Raw genomic sequence first — 21,978 nt, forward strand, 5'->3', positions numbered from 1 at the left:
ACGTAGAGCCACGCCCTGCGTGGCTTCGACCCACTCTGGCAACGCGCAGCCACGCAGGGCGTGGCTCTACGCCCCCTTCATTGCCGCTTTGGCGCGTTCAAGCCACACGGCATTGTGGTCACGTGCAAAGCGCGTCCATTGGCGGGCATCATCAATAATGCCCGCATACAGCGAACGCGCCTGCTCCCGATCCGCCGCATCGGCCTGACTCAACAGCCAATCGGCATAGCGGCAGCGCGCCGCCGGCTCGTTCCCGCACTCCACCGCATGCTCGAACGCCGCGCGCGCCCCGAGAGCTCCAGAAGCCGCCAGTGCTTCGGCATACAGCAGCGCAGGCTGCGGCTTGCGACGCATCTCCGGGCGACGCGCAAACAGACCCTCCATCGCCTCCACCGCAAGCTGCGGCTCTCCGGACTCCAGCCGCGCCTGCGCCAGCCCGGTCAGGATATGAGGTTCGTCGCCCAGCGGCGAACTGGCCGCCTGCTCAAACAGCGGACGCGCCTCCTGCGCCTGTCCCGACTCCAGCAGCATCGTGGCCAGATGGACCCGGTTCTGCAGGGTAGGCGCATGCGCCAGCTGCTCCCGTGCCTGGCGCAGCTCCCGGCCTGGATTGATCAACTGGTTCGCCGCGCGCGCCACCTGCCGGGCACCACGCGAGTAGCGGATTTCTGGCAGGTAGATGGCAAAGAAGTAAACAACACTCCCTAGCAGCGGGAACATGAAAAGGAGAAGCAGCCAATAGAGGTTCTGACCTGAGCGGACGGCGTGTACTGCGAAGAAGATGGCCGCAAGTACGTGGAGTCCGATTCCAATGAAAGGCATGTTGATCCGCCGTGTCCGTTGTTGAGGCGCACTATAGGCGTTCCCGGTCGCTCTGACATCTGCTGGGCCAAGCAGAACGCGTGAGCGCAGGCGGGAACACTCTGTTGCCGCCGTCGCGACAGGGGCAGGGGTATAGTCCTTCGCATCCTCCAAAAGGACCGAAACCATGCCCAAGGGCTCGGATTTACTGGTAGCCGCACTGGAAAACGAAGGCGTTGATCGCATCTTCGGCGTTCCAGGCGAGGAAAACCTCGACTTCCTCGAATCCCTCCGCAATTCCCGCATCGAGCTGGTCCTGACCCGACATGAACAGGCGGCCGCCTTCATGGCCGCCACCCACGGGCGGCTCACCGGTCGGCCCGGGGTCTGCCTGGCCACCCTCGGCCCCGGCGCGCTGAACTTCTCCACCGGTGCCGCCTACGCCCATCTGGGCGCATGGCCACTGATCCTCATCACCGGCCAGAAGGCGGTCATGAGCGCCAAGCAGGCACGGTTCCAGATCGTGGACATCGTGGCGTCGATGAAGCCACTGACCAAGATGACCCGCCAGATCGTCAACGCGGCCGCCATCCCTGCAACCGTGCGCGATGCCTTCCGGGTCGCCATGGAAGAGCGCCCCGGCCCGGTGCATCTGGAGCTGCCGGAGGACATCGCCGGCGAAGAGGTCGACGCCGTTCCGGTCGTACCGGTGCATCCGCTGGAGCGCCCGGTCGCCCCCGCTGCCGCACTGGACCGTGCAGCGGCGGCCATCCTCGCAGCCAAGCGCCCACTGGTGATGATCGGTGCCGCCGGCAGCCGACCCTGGCTGGCCGACGCGCTGTCCGCCTTCGTGACGCGCACGCGGCTGCCGTTCTTCAATACCCAGATGGGGAAGGGCGCGGTGACGGGTGGCTCCAACCTGTACATGGGCACCGCCGCACTCTCGGAAGGCGACTACGTGCACGAGGCGGTCGCACGGGCCGACCTGATCGTCGCCATCGGCCACGATACGGTCGAAAAACCCCCGTTCCTGATGAAGAGCGGCGGCGGCCCCAAGGTGGTCCATGTCGGCTTCCAGTCGGCCACCGTGGAGCAGGTCTACCAGCCCGATATCGAGGTGCTGGGCGACATTGGCAGCACGGTCGGCGCGCTCGCGGACCGGCTCGAAGGCAAGCTCACCGAAGACGCCGGCATGATGGAGCTGCGCCAGAAGATCCTGGCCCGCCTCAACGACCGTGCCGAGGAGGACCGCTTCCCGGTCACTCCGCAGCGGCTGGTGAACGACGTGCGCCAGGCCATGCCCGAAGACGGCATCGTCTGTCTCGACAACGGCATGTACAAGATATGGTTCGCCCGCAACTACCGCACGCATGTGGCCAACACGCTGCTGCTCGACAACGCGCTCGCCACCATGGGCGCCGGGCTGCCGTCGGCGATGATGGCCTCCATCCTGTATCCCGAGCGCCGCGTGCTGGCCGTCTGCGGTGACGGCGGCTTCATGATGAACTCGCAGGAGATGGAAACCGCCGTCCGGTTGGGCCTGAATCTGGTGGTGCTGATCCTCAACGACAGCGCCTACGGCATGATCCGCTGGAAGCAGGCGGTGGATGGCTTCGAGGACTTCGGCATGCGCTTTGGCAATCCGGACTTTGTGCGCTATGCCGAAGCCTACGGTGCCAAGGGTACCCGGGTGACCGCAGTGGAAGACCTGGTGCCATCCATCGACGCGGCCTTCGCCGGCGGTGGCGTACACCTGCTGGACGTGCCCATCGACTACTCCGAAAACACCCGCGTACTCGTCAACGAGCTGCGCAACCGCACGCCCGATGTCGGCTGTGCGTAATTAAAGGAAACCCCCATGCTGACCGTAGTACAAGCCTTCGACCGCGCCCCGATCGCGGAAGTCCCCTTCGACACCGCTGCCGACCTGGAGCGCAAGCTCAGCAACGCCCAGCGCGCCTTCAAGGACCGAGATGGCTGGCTCCCGCCGCACCAGCGCATTGCCATCCTGCGCCGGCTCGCCGCGTTGATGGAGGCCAAGCGCGACCATCTGGCGATGCAGATCGCCCGCGAAGGCGGCAAGCCGCTGCCGGATGCGATTGTTGAAACCAACCGCGCCATCGACGGCGTGCACAACGCCGCCGACGAACTGCGTAATTTCGCGGGGCGCGAGATTCCGATGGGGCTCTCGGCCGCAGCCGAGAACCGCTGGGCGTTCACCACCCGCGAGCCCATCGGCGTCGTGGCGGCGATTTCGGCCTTCAACCATCCGTTGAACCTCATCGTTCACCAGGTGGCACCGGCCATCGCGGTCGGTTGCCCGGTCATCATCAAGCCGGCGTCGGCGACACCGCTGTCCTGCCTGGAGTTCGTGGCGATGGCGCACGAAGCCGGCCTGCCGGAACCCTGGGCGCAGACCTTCCTGCCGGACGGCAACGCACTGGCCGAGGCGCTGGCCACGGACAAGCGCGTGGCCTTCCTGAGCTTCATCGGCTCGGCAAAGGTGGGCTGGTCGCTGCATTCCAAGCTGGCCCATGGCGCACGTTCCGCACTGGAGCACGGTGGCGTGGCACCGGCCATCGTCGACCGCAGCGCGGACCTGGGCAAGATCATCGAGCCCATCGTCAAAGGCGGTTACTACCATGCCGGGCAGGTGTGCGTGTCCACCCAGCGCATCTTCGTGCACGACGCCATCGCCGACGACTTCACCCAGGCGTTGATCGCACGCGTGGAGAAGTTGCGCACCGGCGATCCCACCCTGAAGGACACCGAGGTCGGCCCGCTGATCCAGATCCGTGAGGCCGACCGGGTCGCCGAGTGGATCGACGAAGCGGTGAAGGGCGGCGCGAAGCTTGCCACCGGCGGCAAGCGCCTTTCAGAAACCACGCTGGAGCCGACCGTGCTGCTCAATCCCGCGGCCGATGCCCGGGTCACCACGCAGGAAGTGTTTGGCCCCGTGGTGGCGGTCTATCGCTACAGCGAACTGGACGAGGCCATCGCGCGCGCCAATTCGCTGCCGACCGCTTTCCAGTCCAGCATCTTCGCCCAGGACATCGACGTCGCCATGCGCGCCGCCAACCGTCTGGATGCCTCGGCGGTGATGATCAACGACCCCACCGCGTTCCGCACCGACTGGATGCCCTTCGCCGGCCGGCGCGAATCCGGCTACGGCACCGGCGGCATCCCGTACACCATGCGTGACATGTCGCAGGAAAAGATGATCCTGATGCGCCGCACCTGAGCACCTGTAGAGCCACGCCCTGCGTGGCTGAAAAACCCACCCCAGGCGGTATCTTTTCGGCCCAAGCGCCAGTAACTCTACTGGCGCACCGGTCCAGCGCACCTGCTGCAATACCAGGTACCGGCCACGAGCCCACCTGGAGCACCTCATGCGCAAGCCCGTCCTGACGTCCCCCTCCACACTGCTCATCCTCGCCCTGGCCGCCGCCGCTTGCCAGACCACCTCTGCCTCAACGGCCGACACGCCGCCCCCGCCGCCGCGCGACGTCCCAGGCCCGGTCACCGCCGCGTCCACCAGCGCCACCCTGCAGGGGCGGATCACCGCGCTCAACGCCAGCACCCGCGAAGTCACGGTCACCGGCACCGATGGCAGCAGCGTGGACATCGTGGCTGGCCCGGACATCCGCAACTTCAGCCAGTTGAAAGTAGGTGACCAGGTCGCTCTGGACTATCGCGCTGCCGTCGCACTGGAACTGGAGCCTGCAGGCAGTGCACCCCTGGGCGCAACCGCCACCCAGTCCCGCACCGTGCCCAAGCGCGGCAGCATTCCTGGCGGCGCGCGCTCCAACACCATCAGCCTCGTCACTGAAGTGGCGGCGGTCAATCCGGAGCGCGGTACGATCGCCCTGCGCGGGGAAAGCGGCAACACCCAGCTCATCGCGGTCGAACGTCCGGACCTGCGCGCCAAACTGCCCAAGGTGAAGCGCGGTGACCTGCTGCGCATCTCCTATACCCAGGCCGTCGCCTTGGGTATCCGTCGTGCCAGCCCCTGATTGCGCCTTTCACTGGTGCCCCGTACAAACGCCGCCGCCAGGCGCAGCGCGTCATCACCATCACGATCGCCCCGCAGCGCCTGCACCAGCGCGCCGGGGGTGCTGCCGGTCCAGCGCACCAGATCATGCGTGGCGTGGGACTGGTCGCTGTAGCCATGACGGGCTGCCGCAGTTGCAATGTCCGCGTGTTCCTCATCCAGTGACTGCAGCAAGGCCTGCAGTCGCCGGACACGTGCGTACTCCTTGGGTGTCATACCCACAGCGGCGAGAAAGCGCGGCTGCAGGGTGCGTAACGAAATGCCCAAGGACTTGGCCAGCGCGCTGATCCGCATATCGCCCGCCGCCGCATCGAGCAGGGCGACCGCCTTCTCGATCTTTGCATCCATCGTGAAATCGGCGCATGCCTGACGTAGAAACTGCCATAGCGGCTCAGGATCATCGGCCGCGGCACTGGCTCGCGCCGCGGCTGCAAATGCGCGGGCAAAGGTGTCGTCAAGCGTATGCAGGTCTGGCGCGTGGTCGCGCAGACCGGGGAGCCGTGCACCGGCCACCAGCGCACTGGCCGCTGGCTGCAGACGAACACCGATACAGAACACCGGACCAGCGGCCTGCAGGCGCACGGGTCCGCGCTGCTGCGCGGCGAAGCAGAAGGGCTGATCGGAACGGACCTGGCCGTCTGCCGCATGCATGCGTAACGGAACGCCCAGTTCGGCCAACAGCTCACAGCATCCGTCCGGGTAGATCACCTGGATGTCGTCGCCCGGCGCGTCATCGCGCAACTGCCACAGGCACCGCACATAGCGGCGTAGATCCTCCGGGGCAGGGTGCTCGATGTAGTCCATGCGCCATCGGACCGCAGGCTGCGCATTTTTACAAGCGGCGGCAGTCGGGTCCCGCTAGATTGTGGATACTTCCCTCAGGACGCTCGGACATGATCAGGATCTCCGCCGCAGTGCTTGGCTCAGGCCTGGCCATGGCCGCAACGGCAGCGACGCCGGCCCGCGCGCAATTTGACTGGTTGGCCGGCCACTGGTGCGGTGAGCGCGAAGGGCGGCAGATCGAGGAAGTCTGGCTACCCGAGGCCGGCGGGACGCTGTTGGGCATGTCCCGCACGCTGCGTGACGGCCGCACGGAGTCGTTCGAATTCATGCGACTGGTGGCGGTCGGGCAGGGCGCGGGGTTCCATGTACAGCCGAATGGGGTGGCGCCCACCGTGTTCACCGTTGCCAGCCAAGGGGAGGGCTGGGCGGTGTTCGAGAACGCCGCGCACGACTTCCCGAACCGGATCGCGTACCGGCGCGAGGGAGATGAACTGAAGGCGTCCATCTCCGGGCCGGGCGAGGACGGGAAGCGGATGGAGATTCCCTTCGACTATCGACGCTGCGCACCGTCCCGCTGATCAGCGGGGCAGAGCCCCGCTCTACGAGACGCGTACGGTCTCCGCGCTGTGGCTGGCCAGCTCCACGAATGCCCGAAGATAATCCACCCCGGTATCCGCCTCGCGCGCACCGAGATAGATCTGCTTGGGAATGCCGTTCGGCCCCAGCCTCACCGGCACCACCGCCATCTTCGCGGCGTACTCCTCCACCAGCCAGCGCGGCATCGCTGCCACGCCGCGCCCGCTGGCCACCATCTGCATCATGATGTCGGTGGTCTCAATCGCTTTGTGGCGTCGGGGACTGACCCCGGCCGGCAGCAGGAACTGGTTGTAGATGTCCAGCCGCTCGAACGGCACCGGGTAGCTGATCAGCACTTCCTGGGTCAGCTGCTGCGGCTCGAGAAAGGTCGCCTTGGCCAGTCGATGGTCCTTGGCCACCACCAGGACCTGCTCGTAATCGAACACCGGAACGAAGCTCAGCCCCGGCTTGAGCAGCGGGTCCGGCGTGACCAGCAGGTCGATCTCGTAGCCGAACAGCGCCCCGATCCCGCCGAACTGGAACTTCTGCTTCACATCCACATCCACGTCGGGCCACGCGGCGAGGTACGGCGAGACAATCTTCAGCAGCCACTGGTAACAGGGGTGGCATTCCATGCCGATGCGCAGCGCACCGCGCTCGCCTTGGGCGAACTGGCCCAGGCGCTCCTCGGCCAGATCCAGCTGCGGCAACACCCGGTTGGCGACTGCCAGCAGGTACTGCCCGGCCTGGGTCAGGCGCAGACTTCGCCCCTCCCGCAGCCAGACCTGGGTGCCGAGCTGCTGCTCCAGCTTTTTCATGCTGTGGCTCAGGGCCGACTGGGTCAGGTTGAGCACGCCGGCGGCAGCGGTCAGCGACCCCTGCTGTTCGACCTGTTGCACGATGCTGAGGTGGATGCGCTCCAACATGACGATGAATCCCACTCATGGATACGTGAAGTAATACCATTTTACGTCATGTGAATGGGTCACTAGCATCGATTGGATGACACGTCCTCTCCATGTTGTCGCCGTCTCCGGCGGCCTGCAGCGCTCCTCCCGGGCCGCCAGCCTGTGCCAGCACCTGATGCAATTGATCGGGGAGCAGCTTGCCTGCCACCCCCACCTGGTCGAGCTGGGCCAGGTGGCCCCACACCTGGCCGGTGCCACTTGGCGCAACCAGTTGCCGGCCAGCGTGGAACGGGAACTGGTGGCGGTGGAGCAGGCCGATGTGCTGGTCGTGGCGACCCCGGTCTACAGGGGCTCCTACACCGGCCTGTTCAAGCACTTCTTCGACTTCATCGACCAGGACGCGCTGGTCGATACCCCGATTCTGCTGGCCGCCACCGGTGGCAGCGAGCGGCACTCGCTGGTGATCGACCACCAGCTGCGCCCATTGTTCAGCTTCTTCCAGGCACGCACCTTGCCGCTCGGCGTCTACGCCACCGATAGCGATTTTCACGACGGCCGCGTGCACAACGAGGCGCTGCTGCAGCGTTCCGCGCTGGCCGTGCAGCGGAGCCTTCCGCTGCTGGAGCTGGCTGCCCGCACCGACCGCGACGCCCGGCACACCGCAGCAGTCGCCTGAACCTCACTCCTCTCCGGACGCCCCCAGGTCACCATGAGCAACGACTTCACCTTCAGCATCAAGCGCATCGCCTTCGACGAGAACTACCTTCCGGCCGATGGCACCCGCATTACCACCAACTTCGCCAACCTGGCCCGGGGCGAGCGCCGCCAGGAAAACCTGCGCAACACGCTCAGGATGATCGACAACCGGTACAACGACCTGGCGCATTGGGACAACCCCAACGGCGACCGCTATGCCGTCGAGCTGGACATCGTTTCGGTGGAGATGCACGTGGGCGCGACCGGCGAGGGCGAGGCGTTCCCCCTGATCGAAATGCTCAAGACCACCATCGTGGACAAGCACACCGGTGCGCGCGTTGACGGCATCGTCGGCAACAACTTCTCCTCCTACGTGCGCGACTACGACTTCAGCGTGGTGCTGCCGCAGCACAACGAGGGCAGGGCGACCTTCTCCGCCCCGGAGGACTTCGGCGACCTGCATGGCAAGCTGTTCCGGCATTTCCTCGACTCAGAGGCCTACCGCTCCAGCTTTGCCAAGGCCCCGGTGATCTGCATCAGCGTGTCCAGCAGCAAGACCTACCACCGCAGCGAGAACCATCACCCCATTCTCGGCGTGGAATACAAGCAGAGCGAGTTCTCACCGACTGACGAGTACTTCGGCAAGATGGGACTGCAGGTGCGCTACTTCATGCCGCCGCGCAGTGTGGCACCGCTGGCGTTCTACTTCCAGGGAGACCTGCTGGCTGACTACAGCAACGCCGAACTGATCGCCACCATCGCCACCATGGAGGCCTTCCAGAAGATCTACCGTCCGGAGATCTACAACGCGAACTCCACCGCCGGAAAGGTCTATCAGCCCAGCCTTAAGCACCAGGACTACTCAGCCACGCGCATCGTCTACGACCGCGAAGAACGCAGCCAGCTGGCCGTCACCCAGGGCCGCTTCACCGAAGAACACTTCATCAAACCGCACCAGACCACGCTCAACCAATGGGCCGCCAACTGGTCCGCACCCACCGCAAAGGCCTGAACAACGCACATGACGAACACACTGCTGCCCACCTCGACCGCCGGAAGCCTGCCTAAGCCTTCGTGGCTGGCCGAACCCGAGAAACTCTGGTCGCCCTGGAAGCTGGAAGGCGAGGCCCTGATCGAAGCCAAGCAGGACGCATTGCGCCTGTCGCTGCAGGAGCAGCAGCACGCCGGCATCGATATCGTCAGTGACGGTGAACAGACCCGCCAGCATTTCGTGACCACCTTCATCGAGAACCTGAGCGGCGTTGACTTCGAGAAGCGCGAAACCGTGCGCATCCGCAACCGCTACGACGCCAGCGTTCCCACCGTGGTCAGCGCGGTGAGCCGGCCCAAGCCGGTGTTCGTCGACGATGCGACGTTTCTGCGCCAGCAGACCTCGCAGCCGATCAAGTGGGCGCTGCCGGGTCCGATGACCATGATCGACACCCTGTACGATGCCCATTACAAGAGCCGCGAGAAGCTCGCCTGGGAGTTCGCGAAGATCCTCAACCAGGAAGCGCGTGAGCTGGAAGCTGCCGGCGTGGACATCATCCAGTTCGACGAGCCGGCCTTCAATGTGTTCTTCGATGAGGTCAACGACTGGGGCGTGGCCGCGCTGGAGCGTGCCATTGAAGGACTGAAGTGCGAGACCGCCGTGCACATCTGCTACGGCTATGGCATCAAGGCCAACACCGACTGGAAGCAGACCCTCGGTTCCGAGTGGCGGCAGTACGAGGAGTCGTTCCCCAAGCTGCAGCAGTCCAACCTCGACATCATTTCGCTGGAATGCCACAACTCGCACGTGCCGATTGATCTGATCGAACTGGTGCGCGGCAAGAAGGTGATGGTCGGGGCCATTGATGTGGCGTCCAATACGGTGGAAACGGCAGAGGAGGTGGCCAACACCCTGCGCAAGGCCCTGAAGTTCGTGGACGCGGACAAGCTGTACCCCAGCACCAACTGCGGCATGGCTCCATTGGCCCGCAGCGTCGCCCGCGGCAAGCTGCATGCGCTCGCCGCCGGTGCCGCCATCATCCGCGCCGAGCTTTAACGTCGCTCGGGGCGACGTCCGTTTGAACCTGCGCGCCCGCTCGGACGATCGGCGCTTGGTCGGGCATCCGACGCTGGATTGGACAACCGACGCTCGGTGGGACAATCGAAATTGGCTCGGACGACCGACATTGGCTCGGACAAGCGATGGTCCCGTAGAGCCGGGCTTGCCCGGCTGCTCTTCGCTCGTACCTACCCAGCGGGGCAAGCCCCGCTCTACGCGGATGCCTGGCACCCGGCGCAACCGGCTGACGTGAATGTGATGTTATGCTATTACATTCAAACCTTCTCGAACGAGCCCGATGAAGCACCGCGTCCTGTCGTCCGCCATTGCCAGCCTGATGTTCGCCCCCGCCTGCGCCTTCGCGGAGGACGCAGCAACCCGCACCCCGGTTGAACTCGACGAACTGCGGGTCACCGCAGAGAAGGGCAGAAGAACCGTCCTGGCACCACTGCCCACCGACATCCTCAGCGGTGACGCGCTGGTACACCGACGCCAAGGCGGACTGGGCGAAACCCTGGCTGGTCTTCCCGGCGTGCATCTGGACAACTTCGGCGGCGGCGCGTCGCGCCCTGTGATCCGCGGCCAGACCCTGCCACGCATTGAGATCCTGTCCGACGGTGCCACCGTGTTCGACGCCTCCTCGGTGTCACCGGACCATGCCATCGGTACCGACCCCTTGCTGCTGGATTCCATTGAAGTGATCCGCGGTCCAGCCGCCGTACTGTATGGCGGCAACGCCATGAATGGTGCAGTCAACCTGATCGACGGCCGCATTCCCACCCGGCTGTCCGAGAACGGCGTGACCGGCGCCGCGGAAGTGCGCCTTGGCTCCGGTGACCAGGAAAAGACCGGCGTCGGCCGCATTACCGCAGGGGTAGGGCAGGTGGGCCTGCATGCCGAAGTTGCCCGCCACAACGCCGATGACTACGATATTCCCGGTGGCACCCTCAAGGATTCCTTCGCCGAAGGCACCACCGCCTCGGCGGGCGCATCGTGGATCACGGAACGCGGCTATATCGGCGCCGCGTTCACTCGTCAGGACAGCAAGTACGGCCTGCCCGGGCATTCGCACAAAAATGGGGTCTGCCACACCCACGGCATCGATCTGCACTGCGAGGCGCACGGGTCGTATGATGACCCGTTCGGCTCGTCCGACGACCATACCGCCTACATCAAAGTGCGCAGCGAGCGCACCGACATCCGCGCCGACTATGACGACCCGCTGCCAGGGTTCGCCCATGTCCGCCTGCGGCTTTCGCACACCGACTACCAGCACGACGAGGTCGACGGCCCGGCACTGTTCAACCGTTACACCAACAAGGTGGATGATGGTCGCATCGAGCTGACCCACCAGCCGATGTTCGGTTTCACCGGTACGTTTGGGGTGCACTACACCGAAGGCACGTTCGGCGGCCTCAACGTCAACAATTTGCATGTGCCGTTCCCCGACAACGGGTACGGCTTCGTGCCGCCGAACTACCAGAAGACCCGCAACAAGGCCCTCTTCCTCAGCGAGTCGCGCTCGTTCGGCCCGATCGATCTGGATATCGGCGTGCGCAAGGATTGGCGCGACATCCATGTGCCCGTGCCGGAGTTCCGGGTCAACTTCACGCCGTTCTATGAGGAGCTGTTCGCCGGCTGGTACGGCCCGGATTGGAAGAACGTCATTCGGGAATCGGACGTGGCGATCTTCCAGAAGAACAATCCGACCACGCGCCAGAATCCGTTCTCCGCGTCGATGGGTGCCACCTGGAACATCCGTGACGGCTACTCGGCTTCACTGAACGTCGCGCGCACTGAACGTGCCCCCAGCGTCCGCGAGCTTTACGCCTACGGCAACAATCTGGCCTCCAACAGCTATGAAGTAGGCCTGGTGCGCTCCGGCAGCGTGTCCGACACCTTCCCCGACAGCCGCACCGACGTACTGGAAACCACCCGGTCCGTGGACCTGACCTTCCGCAAGGTCGGCGGCGTGCTGGAGTACGAGGTTGGCGTGTTCCACCAGGACATCAAGGATTATGTGTTCGCGCGCCTGATCGAAACCGAGAATGCAACCGGTGTACCGCACAACTACCTGTTGTATACCGCTGCCGACGCAACCCTGAAGGGCGTCGACGGCCAGATCAGCCTGCAGTACGGTGCCGGCCATCGCACCACGCTGTTCGGGGACTACGTGCGCGCCGACCTCAAGAGCGAGGACGACAACCTGCCGCGCATTCCCCCGGGACGCCTCGGCGTGCGCCACGCCTGGTCCAGTGGCCCGTACTCGCTGGACGCCGAGTACTACCACACCTACGCGCAGAACCGGATCGCCTCCTACGAGACGCGCACCCAGGGTTACGACATGCTCAACGCCACGTTCGCGTATCGCCTGGAGCTGACCGGGCGGCAGGCCGCCGAGTTCTACATCCGGGCGACCAACCTGCTGAATAAAGAGGCGTACGTGCATACCTCCTTCGTCAAGGACCAATCACCCCTGCGCGGCCGCAGCATGGTGCTCGGGGTGCGCTACACCTTCTAGCAACGCGCCTAAACCCTCGCACCCCCAGCTCGCATCAAAGCGCGTAACAAGGCGAACGTTGGGGGAATCCATGCGGCATATCATGACGGCCATCCTGCTGGCCCTGACGGCGTGCGCAACCGTCGACCAACCGATTACGGCTCCGGCCAGGGACACCGCACCAGCAGTGGCGATTCCCGACCCGGAAGCCACCGCCCGGTTGGATGCGATCCTCCGCGAGCACCGCATCATTACCGCAGGCTTCGGCGTCATCCGAGGCGGCGAGCTGGTCTGGTCGCACTACGCCGGGGAGGAGTCACCCGGCGTAGCCGCGAGCGCGCAGACCCGCTTCAACGTCGCCTCGCTCACCAAGCCCGTGGTCGCCGAAACCGTGCTGCGTCTCGCCGACAGCGGGCAGTTGAACCTGGATGAGCCGCTTTCAAACTACTGGGTCGACCCGGACGTCGCCCATGACCCACTTCGCCACGCACTCACGGCGCGCCAGGCCCTCAACCACACCAGTGGATTTCCCAACTGGCGCTTCTTCCGCGCGGACCGCAAGCACCTGGCCCGGCGCGATGCACAATCTTCCGCCGCACGCATGGCCCCGCTGACCACTAAGGATGCGGCTCTGTAGAGCCGGGCTCTGCCCGGCTGCTCTTCGCGCTGACCCTACCAGCGGGGCAGAGCCCCGCTCTACGTCCGGATTGGGCGATACTTCCACGGTACTCACGCAGCCAGACACCTCGAACATGCAGTGGATCGACCTTCGCAGCGACACCGTCACCCATCCCACCCCCGCAATGCGCGCTGCCATGGCATCGGCCGAGGTCGGCGACGACGTCTACGGCGACGACCCCACGGTGATCGAGCTGGAGCGCCTGGCGGCCGACATGCTCGGCAAAGAGGCGGCCCTGTTCGTCCCAGCCGGCGTATTCGGCAACCAGTTGGCCGTGTTCACCCACTGCCGGCGCGGTGACGAGGTGATCGCCGGCGACGACTCGCACCTGGTCTGGCACGAAAACGGCGCGGCGGCGGTCATCAGCGGCGTACAACTGCGCACCATCGCCAGCGACCGCGGCGTGGTCCCGCCGAAGGAAATCGAAGCCCGCATCCGGGTAGGGGAGGACATCCACATTCCCCGCACCGGCTTGATCTGCCTCGAGAACGCGCACGGCAACGGCCGGGTGATACCGCTGGCGACCATGGCCGAGACTTCCGCGATTGCCCGCCGGCACAGCATTCCCATCCACCTGGACGGTGCCCGCGTCTTCAACGCCGCCACCCACCTCGGCTGCGACGTCAAGGACATCACCCAGCACGTCGACACCGTGATGTGCTGCCTGTCCAAAGGCCTCGCCGCGCCGGTGGGCTCGATCCTGGCCGGCCCGGCAGACTTCACCAAGCGCGCCCGCTACAACCGCAAGCTGCTCGGCGGTGGCTGGCGGCAGGCCGGTGTGCTGGCGGCACCGGGCATCCTCGCCCTGACCGAAATGACAAAGCGGCTCGGCGAAGACCACGCCAACGCCCGCTACCTGGCCGAGCGTCTGGCCGCCATACCCGGCGTCTCCGTCGACTCGGACGACGTGCACATCAACATGGTCTGGTTCGCGCTGCCGGTATCCGTTGATTCAGACCAGCTCACCGCCGCACTGGCCGCGCAGGGCATCCGCGCCAATGGCCCCTATGGCGGCAAGATGCGGCTGGTCACGCATTGGCAGGTCGACCGTGATGCCATCGACAAGGTGGTTGCCGTGATTGCAGGGGCGATTGCCGGCTGAACCCAGCGCGTCAGGATGACCTGATGACGGCACCGGACTGCTCACGCACCACGGCAACAAACGCCTTCAACGGAGCCGGCACGTGTCGCCAACTCGCGTAGTACAGACACAGCCCGTCAAATGGCGGTGACCAATCCTCCAGTAGCAGTTCCAGGCGGCCGTCATCCAACGCCGCACGTGCAAAAGGCTCGGGCACGAAGGCGATGCCCAGTCCGTTGATCGCCGCATCCACCATCAAGGCACTGTCGTCGAGACTCAGGGCACCCGGCACATCAATCGCCACTTCGTGGGGGCCTTTGGAAAACTCCCAGCGATAACGCTTGCCGCTGGGCAGTCGCTGCCGAATACAGCGGTGTGCATGCAGATCTTCCGGGGTGGCGGGCGCGCCTGCGGCGGACAGATAGGCCGGCGAGGCTACCGCAATGAATCGAATGGCACCGCCAAGCGGCACCGCCACCAGATCTTTGGGCACCGTTTCGGCCAGCCGAACGCCGGCATCGAAGCCCTCGGCAATGATGTCCACCAACCGGCCCTCGCTGACGATGTCCAGCGCGACATGCGGGTGCCGCTGCAGGAAGGTTGGGGCCACGTGCTCCAACAGCCAGCGTGCCGCGCCGGCACCGGCGTTGATGCGCAGGGTGCCGGCGACGTTCTCGCTTCCGTGACGCACTTCGTCCAGGGTGGCATCAAGCTCCAGCAACAGAGGGCTCAGCCGCTGCAAAAGCGCCTCACCGATCTCGGTCGTGGCCACACTGCGGGTGGTCCGGTGCAGCAGGCGCACCCCCAGGCGCTGTTCAAAAGCCCGCACCGCGTGGCTGAGCGATGAGCGCGAAACGCCCAACTCGTCGGCTGCCCGCTGGAAGCTGCGGTGCCGCGCTACTGCCGAGAAGGCCTTCAGATCGGAAAGATTGATGTCGGTCATTGGTGCATACCATTCACCAGTACATGCGGATTGGTGCAGCTTATCACGTGAGCATTGGGTGCTTACCCTGCATGTACTCCCACCAATCGAGGTTCCCCATGAAGACCTGGCTGATCACTGGCGCATCCTCTGGCCTTGGGCTGCAGATGACGCGCGTACTGCTTGAGCGCGGCGACCGGGTGGTGGCCACTGGCCGCCGCACCGAGCCGTTCGAAGACCTCAAGCAGGCACACGGCGACCGTCTGCGGGTGGCAGGCTTTGACATCACCGATACAGCTTCCCTGCGGTCGGCGGTAGACGAGGCCTTCGCAGCATGTGGCCGAATCGACGTGGTGGTCAGCAACGCCGGCTATGGCCTGTTTGGAGCCGCTGAGGAAGTAAGCGATGCGCAGATCGAGCGGCAACTGGCAACCAATCTGACCGGATCGATCCAGCTCGTTCGCGCGGTGCTGCCGCACCTGCGTGCCCAGGGTGGCGGCCGCATCCTGCAGGTCTCCTCGGAAGGCGGGCAGGTGGCCTACCCGAACTTCAGTCTCTACCACGCCAGCAAGTGGGGCATTGAGGGCTTCCTCGAAGCCGTGGCGCAGGAGGTACTACCGTTCGGCATCGAAGTGCTGATCGCCGAGCCAGGCCCGACTGCCACCGGCTTTGCCGCCGGACTCGACCACGGCACCGTCATGGATGTGTATGACGCCACGCCCGCAGGGGACGTGCGTCGCGGCGTGGCCGACGGCAGCTTCGCCATCAAGGGTGATGCGGCGCGGACGGTCGCGGCCATGATCGCTTATGCAGGCGAGGCGACGCCGCGCCGCCGCTTGGCGTTGGGGAGTGCGGCATTTGAGAACATCGAGCGTTCCCTGCGCGGCCGAATGGAAGATCTGCAGGTTGGGAAGGGGGCGGCCTATTCGGCTGACAGGGAGTAAGGGGCAAGAACGGGCGAATCTGTTCAATATGTGACGCTTCCGCCTCTCGAAAAAATTCTGTTCGAGCGTACAGTTGAGCAGAAACCATGATCGAGGGCGACAGCATGTCAACGAGCAATCAACTCGCGGAGAAAGCGCACATAGACCCCCATGCAAACTGCTGGCATGAAAACGGCATTGTCAGGCTTTCAGACCCATGCATGAAGGAAGCCTACGATCGCATGGTGCAAGACATTACCAAAGATCGGGATAGCGCGATGCGCTTTCTCCAGAAAATAGGTGTTTGCACGCCCGAGGGAAAGCTGGCCGAGCGCTATGGCGGAGATCCTGGCAATGCCAACGAGGTATAAGCGGCCCACTTCCTTCGTGCTTGGCTTTCACGGATGTTCGCGAGAAGTAGGCGAGGCAGTGCTGGCGGGAGACGCCCATCTCGTTAAGAGCGATAACGCGTACGACTGGCTCGGTCCGGGTGTCTACTTCTGGGAAGGGAACCCCCAAAGAGCCATGCAGTTTGCGATGGATGCTGCACTGCGAATACCCCACATTACAAGAGGGAGGATCATTGATCCGTTCGTCCTCGGGGCCATCATCGACTTGCGCAGTTGCTTCAGCCTGTTCGAGAGTGATGCACTGAGCGAGCTACGGGGCGCGCACGAGGCGTTCACAACTAGCTTGCACGCAGTGGGCATTCCAGTTCCGGTGAATAGTCTTGGGCCTGATAGAGCAAGGCGGGAGCTAGACTGCGCGACCATCAACGCCATGCATGGCCTGAGGGAGTTTGCGGGGGAGACCAGCTACGACACAGTGCGCGGTGCATTCTGGGAGGGAGGCGAGTTGTATCCCGGCTCTGGTATTTCGTCTAAAGGGCATGTACAGATCGCCGTGTGCAATCTGGACTGCATAATGGGTTACTTTCGGCCGATCCTCGGTCGCCCGATCAATCTCCCGCAATCGCTACCAGCCTGAGCAACTTCCCACGCGCCCCATCCGTCAGCACGTAGATCGAACCATCCGCCGCCACTTTGACGTCACGGATACGCTCGCCCAGCTCACCCAGCAACAGCTCCTGACGCACAATACGATCGCCCTCGCGCACAAGGCGGCGGATGCTTCGCTCCCGCAGGGCCGGCACCAGGAAATCTCCCTGCCAGCCCTTGAACTGAGCGCCTTGATACACCGCCAAGCCAGAGGGCGCGATAGACGGCGACCAGACCAGTTCTGGATCCTCGAATCCATCACGTTGCGTGAACGGGCTCACTCGCGCGAAAGGATAGTCAATGCCTTGGCTGACGATGGGCCAGCCATAGTTGCCGCCCGGTCGCAGCCGGTTGAGCTCATCGCCGCCACGCGGCCCGTGCTCGCTTACATAGACCGCCCCGGTGACCGGATCACGCACGATGCCCTGCGGATTACGGTGGCCGGAGGTGTGTACCACGGCGCGGCTGGCTCCGGAAGAAAGGTCAATCCGCATGACCTTGCCAAGAGAATTCTCCGGGTTCTGCGCCTCTTCCCGACGTGCGCTGCCGTCGCCCACGGTCATCAGCAAAGTGTTGTCATCCAGAAATGCCAGACGACCGCCATTATTGCCATCGCTACGCTTGGGCGTGCTTTCAAACAGGAACTTGACCTGTTCAATAGACCACTCGTCGGCCCGCTCCGTCAGCACACCGCGAATCAGCAGCACGCCTGCACCGCGCGAATCACGATAGCCTTGTGTCAGGTATACGTAGCGGTCATTCGCGAAGTTCGGCGAAAGTGCCACCTCCATCAGCCCGATCACTCGCTCCCGATTAAAGGGTGCTGGCACCCGAATGTTGTTCACGTCTTTCATAACACCCGCGCGATCGATCAGCTTCACGCGACCTGCCATTTCGGTAACGAGCCAGCGGCCATCGGGCAGCTCCGCCATCGACCACGGCCATTGCAGGCCTGAGGCAATCGTCGTGACCTCATACCCGGTTGCCGCCACGGGCAGCGGCTGCTGCGGTACCGGGCGCATCAGCAGGAATGATGCGCCCGGCAGCAACACCGCAACAACTGGCAGTAGATACGAAATGGCCCCTTGGAAAGGGGCGTGGCCTACACGCGACGAGAGCAGGTAGCTGATGTAGCCACCCACCAGCCCACACAGACTCATCAACCCCAGTCCGGACAGCTCACGCGTGGCGGCAATCGCCGGCATCGGGATCACGCTGCGCAGCAGGGCCAGCACAATGGCCAGCCCGAGCACGCCAGCAATCAGCGCACCGGGCAGGGCAGTCACCCGCAAGCGCCTCAATCCGGCCTGTAACCCCAGCGCAAACACACCGCCTGCCAGCGCAAAGCCAAACATCACCGGCCCGAACCGCGCCAGGTCTTCTGCGGTCAGTGCACTGCGCTCACCCCAGCCGACCGTGACCCCCATCTGCGCAATCGAATGGAGATTCATCTGGGTCTGGAGCAGGCTGGCCGCAGCGGCCGTCGCGAGCGCGGAAATCAGGAAGATGGAAACGTGTCGCAACCAAAGGGGCATAGCGAGGGATCAGGGCAGGTCGGTGGTCCACTGTAGCAATGATCGAGTGCACGCCGCCCATTCCAGTGAACCGCGAGTGAGATGCGGCCGCGCAGAATTCACGACATGGGAACCGGGCGAGGTCGATCATCGAAAGACCCCATCCCACGCTGACACTCCCCCATGCAACAACTGGCCGAAGACTTCTGGAACTTCCGCGGCCATCATCGCGTTGCCGGCGTCCTCGACGTCGGCACGCAGATGTCGCTGATCCGCCGCACAAACGGCCGTTTCCTGCTGCTCGACAGCTACTCAGTGGATGAAGACGACCGCGCCAAGCTGCTGGCCCTGACCGGCAACGGCGACCTGGTCGAAGCCATCATCAACGTGCATCCGTTCCATACCCTGCATTGCTACAGCATGCACCAGCTGCTGCCACGGGCGCGGATGATCGGCACGCGTCGGCACCAACAGCACGCGCCAACCGTGAGATGGGACCCCGCCGTGATCGAAGATCCCGTTACCCAGCAGCAGTTTCGGGAGGACCTGGACTTTTCCATTCCCGATGGATTGGACCTGGTGACATCCGACGAAAAGGTGCATGCCGCGTCCGTCCTCGTCCGGCACCGTCGCAGCGGCATCGTGCATGTGGACGACACACTCAACGTGCTCGCCGCCCCGGGTTGGCTGGGCAAACTGCTGCCGCAGTCGCGGCTTAAGTTCCATCCCATGCTGGGCAAGGCGCTCCGTCCCGTGCCCGAGGCCGCAGACGCGTTCAGCGACTGGGCGCGGACATTGGCCGCACAGTGGGCGGATTCCCCAACCGTCTGTGCCGCCCACTCAGCCGTACGCCAGCTGCAGCCTGGCCATTGGCAGCGTGAAGTGCTGCGGGCCCTGGCTGACGTCGAACCCCTGCTGGAGCGCCATCGCAAGGCCCATCTCTGAGGCCTTCCACTCGTTCCAGACTCTCCCCCGAAGTAGAGGATTCCGTTTCATGTCCAAAAAACAGCTCACCACCATCAACCCGCTGACCGAGGAGGTGCTGGACACTTATGACTACATGTCCGACGACGAAGCCTCAGCGGTGGTCAAAGCCAGCCACGAGGCTCACCTGCAGTGGCGTCTGCGCAGCCTGGACGAGCGTGCCAAGGTCATCGCCGCCATCGCCAAGGCGCTGCGCGATCGGAAAGAGGAATTCGCCCAGCTCATGACCAACGAGGTCGGAAAGCTGATCAAGGACAGCCGTTCCGAGGTGGACCTGTGTGCCGCCATCTGCGATTACACCGCCCAGCAGGGGCCTTCGGTATTGGCCGATGAGGAACGCGAAGTTGACGGGGCCACAGGCATCGTCACCCATTCGGCTATCGGCGTGGTCTACGGCATTCAGCCGTGGAACTTCCCCGCGTATCAGGCCGTTCGTTACTCCATCGCCAGCTTGATGGCCGGCAATGGCGTGCTGCTCAAGCATGCTGAGAGCTGCACCGGCAGTGGCTTGCTGTTGCGTGACATCTACGAATGTGCCGGGCTGCCCAAGGGCTTGTTCGGCGTGCTGCTGATCAGCCACGACCAGTCCAATGCCATCGTGGAGAACGACCTGGTGCGCGCGGTAACCCTCACGGGCAGTGAGGCCGCCGGCCGTACCGTCGCAGCCAAGGCGGCAGAGGCGCTGAAAAAGACCGTCCTGGAGCTGGGTTCCAACGACGCTTATCTGGTGCTGGACGATGCCAACCTGGAGCTGGCCGTCGACACCTGTGTGAAGGGGCGTCTGTTCAATAACGGACAGACCTGCGTCAACGCCAAGCGCTTCGTCGTGACCGAAAAGAACTACGACGCCTTCGTCAGCGCTTACACGAAGAAGTTCGAGGCCATCAAGATGGGCGACCCGAATGCCGACGACACGCAACTGGGCCCCATGGTCTCCAAACTGCAGCGCGACAAGCTGCACGAGCAGGTGAGCAAGAGCGTTTCGCAGGGTGCCCGCCTGCTGGTCGGCGGCAAGGTGCCGGACCGTACCGGCTGGTTCTACCCGGCTACGGTGCTGGCCGATGTGGTGCCTGGCCAGGTCGCTTACACGGATGAGCTGTTCGGCCCGGCCGCCGCGATCATCCGTGCCAAGGATGACGAGGACGCCATGCGCATTGCCAACGACAGCCGCTACGGGCTGGGTGGTGGCATCTTCAGTCGCGACGTGAAGCGCGCCCGTGAGCTGGCCAGCAAATACTTCGACACCGGCATGGTCTGCATCAACAGCTTTGATGTGGCATCCCCGACCATGCCGTTCGGTGGGGTGAAGGCCTCCGGCTACGGCCGCGAACACGGGCCGGAGGGCTTGAAGGAGTTCGTCAACGTCAAGTCGATCAAGATTCCAAAGTCACCTCGGTAGAGCCGGGCTCTGCCCGGCTTCGCCCTCCAATGGAAGTAGCCGTTCCACACTGTTGAGCTCTGGACCACCGCCTCTATTGGCACTTCCGGCCGCGACGACCACAGCGTCGTCATGCAGTCCCGCCTGGAAGCCATGGCGGCCCTGTCTCAGCGACGGCAGGGCAGTCCAGGCGCCAGAGGCGGGGTCGAGCGCTTCCACCTCGTCGTGCGCCTCGTTCTGGCTACCGCTTTCGCCACCCAGCACAAGCACCTTGCCGGACGCCGCGACTGCCGAGGTTCCGGCGCGCGGGGTCGGGATGGGCGAGGGCAGGGTGCGCCAACTATTGTTGGCGATGTCATAGACATCCGCCGGCTTCACCGTTCGGGAAAAGGACTCGCCGGTGTTATGTGACGATTCGCGGCCCGCAGTGGCGTAGATGCGCCCATCCAGAGCCACGGCATGGAAGTGGTCACGTGCGTGGGGCGCATCGGCCAGTACTTTCCATTCGCCGGTCGCAATGTTGAAGGCGTCCGTCCACTTCACATAGCCATTGTTATGGCCCTTGGCGTTGCCGCCGACCACGTACGCAACTTCCCCCTCGATTGCCACGCCGGCGGCACCGCGTCGGCGCGCTGCGGGAATCTCCGCGCCCACCGTCCATCGATCAGCGCCCGGGTCATAGACCAGAACGTTGGCCAAGGGCGTTTCGTCCGGGAATCCGCCGGTGAACCCGGTGATGATCAAAAGTTTGCCGTCGTGCGTAGCGGCTTGCGCGTGATGGACCTCAATCGGCGGCGCGGCCAGGGTGCGCCATGCGCGCGTGTTCAGGTCCAATGCCTGAAGGGCACGGTCACCGCGGCCACCGACCACATAGAGGTGGTCGCCGATTACGACAGCGGAGCTTTCGTGCCTTTCCTGTGACGCCCCTGTTGTGTCAACGGCTTGCCACTGGGGCACCTCACGCTTTGCAGGAGCGGCACTCAGGGCGCTCGCACCCATGCAAAATGCCAGCGCGACTGCCGTCGGCAACAATCGCTTAATGCCTCGCCCGTGAGACTCGCGGCCGGTGGTGGGTCGCTTCATGCCTGCACTCCTGTTGTGGGACGCCCGGGTCTTACAACTTACAGCATCGTG

At 64.5% G+C, this 21,978-nt stretch carries 20 protein-coding genes; 14 read left to right on the forward strand and 6 right to left on the reverse strand.

The features are described from left to right. Window positions 1–66: 66 nt before the first annotated feature. Window positions 67–822, reverse strand: a complete 756-nt coding sequence (locus QMX83_RS02890) for a hypothetical protein (protein ID WP_282295137.1) — start codon at window positions 820–822, stop codon at window positions 67–69. 166 nt (window positions 823–988) lie between these two features. Between QMX83_RS02890 and QMX83_RS02895 the strand changes: the two genes are divergently transcribed. The 3 genes from QMX83_RS02895 (at window position 989) to QMX83_RS02905 (ending at window position 4,814) form a co-directional block, all read left to right on the forward strand. Next, window positions 989–2,644: an acetolactate synthase large subunit gene (locus tag QMX83_RS02895; protein WP_282295138.1), complete on the forward strand. Its 1,656-nt coding sequence runs from the start codon at window positions 989–991 to the stop codon at window positions 2,642–2,644. Between the two features lie 15 nt (window positions 2,645–2,659). Beyond that, window positions 2,660–4,042, forward strand: coding sequence for an aldehyde dehydrogenase family protein (locus QMX83_RS02900; RefSeq protein WP_282295139.1), 1,383 nt, complete (start codon window positions 2,660–2,662; stop codon window positions 4,040–4,042). A gap of 148 nt (window positions 4,043–4,190) precedes the next feature. After that, window positions 4,191–4,814 carry a hypothetical protein gene (locus QMX83_RS02905; RefSeq protein ID WP_282295140.1) on the forward strand — a complete coding sequence of 208 codons (624 nt, stop codon included), beginning with the start codon at window positions 4,191–4,193 and terminating at the stop codon, window positions 4,812–4,814. On the opposite strand, the gene QMX83_RS02910 is transcribed toward QMX83_RS02905, so the two are convergent. Then, window positions 4,769–5,656 (reverse strand): helix-turn-helix transcriptional regulator, encoded by an 888-nt coding sequence (locus QMX83_RS02910; RefSeq protein WP_282295141.1) that lies wholly within the window; start codon window positions 5,654–5,656, stop codon window positions 4,769–4,771. The genes QMX83_RS02905 and QMX83_RS02910 overlap by 46 nt on opposite strands. 89 nt (window positions 5,657–5,745) lie before the next feature. Here QMX83_RS02910 and QMX83_RS02915 point away from each other — a divergent pair, with 89 nt between their 5' ends. After that, complete coding sequence (locus tag QMX83_RS02915) at window positions 5,746–6,213, forward strand: DUF6265 family protein (RefSeq protein WP_282295142.1); 468 nt, start codon at window positions 5,746–5,748, stop codon at window positions 6,211–6,213. A 21-nt stretch (window positions 6,214–6,234) separates the two neighbouring features. On the opposite strand, the gene QMX83_RS02920 is transcribed toward QMX83_RS02915, so the two are convergent. Continuing rightward, window positions 6,235–7,137, reverse strand: coding sequence for a LysR family transcriptional regulator (locus QMX83_RS02920; protein ID WP_282295143.1), 903 nt, complete (start codon window positions 7,135–7,137; stop codon window positions 6,235–6,237). Window positions 7,138–7,213: 76 nt separating this feature from the next. Here QMX83_RS02920 and msuE point away from each other — a divergent pair, with 76 nt between their 5' ends. The 6 genes from msuE (at window position 7,214) to ltaE (ending at window position 14,146) form a co-directional block, all read left to right on the forward strand. Continuing rightward, the gene (msuE, locus tag QMX83_RS02925) at window positions 7,214–7,795 is read left to right on the forward strand and encodes an FMN reductase (protein ID WP_282295144.1); all 582 of its coding nucleotides are present in this window, start codon (window positions 7,214–7,216) and stop codon (window positions 7,793–7,795) included. 33 nt (window positions 7,796–7,828) lie between these two features. Continuing rightward, the gene (locus QMX83_RS02930) at window positions 7,829–8,827 is read left to right on the forward strand and encodes a DUF1852 domain-containing protein (RefSeq protein WP_282295145.1); all 999 of its coding nucleotides are present in this window, start codon (window positions 7,829–7,831) and stop codon (window positions 8,825–8,827) included. A gap of 9 nt (window positions 8,828–8,836) precedes the next feature. Then, entirely contained in the window at window positions 8,837–9,862 is a 1,026-nt protein-coding gene (locus tag QMX83_RS02935) for a methionine synthase (protein ID WP_282295146.1), read from the forward strand. Window positions 9,863–10,163: 301 nt separating this feature from the next. After that, the gene (locus QMX83_RS02940) at window positions 10,164–12,386 is read left to right on the forward strand and encodes a TonB-dependent receptor (RefSeq protein WP_282295147.1); all 2,223 of its coding nucleotides are present in this window, start codon (window positions 10,164–10,166) and stop codon (window positions 12,384–12,386) included. Between the two features lie 70 nt (window positions 12,387–12,456). Then, on the forward strand, window positions 12,457–13,002 hold the full coding sequence (locus QMX83_RS02945; protein ID WP_282295148.1) for a serine hydrolase domain-containing protein: 546 nt from the start codon (window positions 12,457–12,459) through the stop codon (window positions 13,000–13,002). Between the two features lie 115 nt (window positions 13,003–13,117). Next, the gene (ltaE, locus tag QMX83_RS02950) at window positions 13,118–14,146 is read left to right on the forward strand and encodes a low-specificity L-threonine aldolase (RefSeq protein ID WP_282295149.1); all 1,029 of its coding nucleotides are present in this window, start codon (window positions 13,118–13,120) and stop codon (window positions 14,144–14,146) included. Between the two features lie 10 nt (window positions 14,147–14,156). Here ltaE and QMX83_RS02955 read toward each other — a convergent pair whose 3' ends face one another. Further along, a complete protein-coding gene (locus QMX83_RS02955) occupies window positions 14,157–15,068 on the reverse strand; it encodes a LysR family transcriptional regulator (RefSeq protein WP_282295150.1) in 912 nt (303 codons plus the stop codon). A 98-nt stretch (window positions 15,069–15,166) separates the two neighbouring features. Between QMX83_RS02955 and QMX83_RS02960 the strand changes: the two genes are divergently transcribed. Next, window positions 15,167–15,991, forward strand: coding sequence for an SDR family oxidoreductase (locus tag QMX83_RS02960; RefSeq protein WP_282295151.1), 825 nt, complete (start codon window positions 15,167–15,169; stop codon window positions 15,989–15,991). 86 nt (window positions 15,992–16,077) lie between these two features. Next, complete coding sequence (locus QMX83_RS02965; protein ID WP_282295152.1) at window positions 16,078–16,341, forward strand: hypothetical protein; 264 nt, start codon at window positions 16,078–16,080, stop codon at window positions 16,339–16,341. Between the two features lie 587 nt (window positions 16,342–16,928). On the opposite strand, the gene QMX83_RS02970 is transcribed toward QMX83_RS02965, so the two are convergent. Beyond that, window positions 16,929–18,503, reverse strand: a complete 1,575-nt coding sequence (locus tag QMX83_RS02970) for a PQQ-dependent sugar dehydrogenase (protein WP_282295153.1) — start codon at window positions 18,501–18,503, stop codon at window positions 16,929–16,931. Window positions 18,504–18,665: 162 nt separating this feature from the next. On the opposite strand from QMX83_RS02970, the gene QMX83_RS02975 reads away from it, so the two are divergent. Both QMX83_RS02975 and QMX83_RS02980 read left to right on the forward strand, forming a co-directional pair. Continuing rightward, complete coding sequence (locus tag QMX83_RS02975; RefSeq protein ID WP_282295154.1) at window positions 18,666–19,427, forward strand: hypothetical protein; 762 nt, start codon at window positions 18,666–18,668, stop codon at window positions 19,425–19,427. Window positions 19,428–19,476: 49 nt separating this feature from the next. Beyond that, window positions 19,477–20,865: an NAD-dependent succinate-semialdehyde dehydrogenase gene (locus QMX83_RS02980; RefSeq protein ID WP_282295155.1), complete on the forward strand. Its 1,389-nt coding sequence runs from the start codon at window positions 19,477–19,479 to the stop codon at window positions 20,863–20,865. Here the strand turns inward: QMX83_RS02980 and QMX83_RS02985 are convergent. Continuing rightward, on the reverse strand, window positions 20,854–21,927 hold the full coding sequence (locus QMX83_RS02985) for a kelch repeat-containing protein (protein ID WP_282295156.1): 1,074 nt from the start codon (window positions 21,925–21,927) through the stop codon (window positions 20,854–20,856). The two genes, QMX83_RS02980 and QMX83_RS02985, sit on opposite strands and share 12 nt — an antisense overlap. Window positions 21,928–21,978: the final 51 nt, after the last annotated feature.

It is taken from the genome of Stenotrophomonas sp. PS02289 (genome assembly GCF_029960115.1).
Classification (GTDB): domain Bacteria; phylum Pseudomonadota; class Gammaproteobacteria; order Xanthomonadales; family Xanthomonadaceae; genus Stenotrophomonas.

What these genes read in the sequence shown, in the direction of transcription:
- QMX83_RS02960 (WP_282295151.1), top strand. Translation starts at nt 15,167, where the DNA reads ATGAAGACCTGGCTGATCACTGGCGCATCCTCTGGCCTTGGGCTGCAG.
- QMX83_RS02980 (WP_282295155.1), top strand. Translation starts at nt 19,477, where the DNA reads ATGTCCAAAAAACAGCTCACCACCATCAACCCGCTGACCGAGGAGGTG.
- QMX83_RS02935 (WP_282295146.1), top strand. Translation starts at nt 8,837, where the DNA reads ATGACGAACACACTGCTGCCCACCTCGACCGCCGGAAGCCTGCCTAAG.
- QMX83_RS02905 (WP_282295140.1), top strand. Translation starts at nt 4,191, where the DNA reads ATGCGCAAGCCCGTCCTGACGTCCCCCTCCACACTGCTCATCCTCGCC.
- QMX83_RS02965 (WP_282295152.1), top strand. Translation starts at nt 16,078, where the DNA reads ATGATCGAGGGCGACAGCATGTCAACGAGCAATCAACTCGCGGAGAAA.
- msuE (WP_282295144.1), top strand. Translation starts at nt 7,214, where the DNA reads ATGACACGTCCTCTCCATGTTGTCGCCGTCTCCGGCGGCCTGCAGCGC.
- QMX83_RS02975 (WP_282295154.1), top strand. Translation starts at nt 18,666, where the DNA reads ATGCAACAACTGGCCGAAGACTTCTGGAACTTCCGCGGCCATCATCGC.
- QMX83_RS02920 (WP_282295143.1), bottom strand. Translation starts at nt 7,137, where the DNA reads ATGTTGGAGCGCATCCACCTCAGCATCGTGCAACAGGTCGAACAGCAG.
- QMX83_RS02930 (WP_282295145.1), top strand. Translation starts at nt 7,829, where the DNA reads ATGAGCAACGACTTCACCTTCAGCATCAAGCGCATCGCCTTCGACGAG.
- QMX83_RS02970 (WP_282295153.1), bottom strand. Translation starts at nt 18,503, where the DNA reads ATGCCCCTTTGGTTGCGACACGTTTCCATCTTCCTGATTTCCGCGCTC.
- ltaE (WP_282295149.1), top strand. Translation starts at nt 13,118, where the DNA reads ATGCAGTGGATCGACCTTCGCAGCGACACCGTCACCCATCCCACCCCC.
- QMX83_RS02945 (WP_282295148.1), top strand. Translation starts at nt 12,457, where the DNA reads ATGCGGCATATCATGACGGCCATCCTGCTGGCCCTGACGGCGTGCGCA.
- QMX83_RS02940 (WP_282295147.1), top strand. Translation starts at nt 10,164, where the DNA reads ATGAAGCACCGCGTCCTGTCGTCCGCCATTGCCAGCCTGATGTTCGCC.
- QMX83_RS02895 (WP_282295138.1), top strand. Translation starts at nt 989, where the DNA reads ATGCCCAAGGGCTCGGATTTACTGGTAGCCGCACTGGAAAACGAAGGC.
- QMX83_RS02910 (WP_282295141.1), bottom strand. Translation starts at nt 5,656, where the DNA reads ATGGACTACATCGAGCACCCTGCCCCGGAGGATCTACGCCGCTATGTG.
- QMX83_RS02900 (WP_282295139.1), top strand. Translation starts at nt 2,660, where the DNA reads ATGCTGACCGTAGTACAAGCCTTCGACCGCGCCCCGATCGCGGAAGTC.
- QMX83_RS02985 (WP_282295156.1), bottom strand. Translation starts at nt 21,927, where the DNA reads ATGAAGCGACCCACCACCGGCCGCGAGTCTCACGGGCGAGGCATTAAG.
- QMX83_RS02915 (WP_282295142.1), top strand. Translation starts at nt 5,746, where the DNA reads ATGATCAGGATCTCCGCCGCAGTGCTTGGCTCAGGCCTGGCCATGGCC.
- QMX83_RS02890 (WP_282295137.1), bottom strand. Translation starts at nt 822, where the DNA reads ATGCCTTTCATTGGAATCGGACTCCACGTACTTGCGGCCATCTTCTTC.
- QMX83_RS02955 (WP_282295150.1), bottom strand. Translation starts at nt 15,068, where the DNA reads ATGACCGACATCAATCTTTCCGATCTGAAGGCCTTCTCGGCAGTAGCG.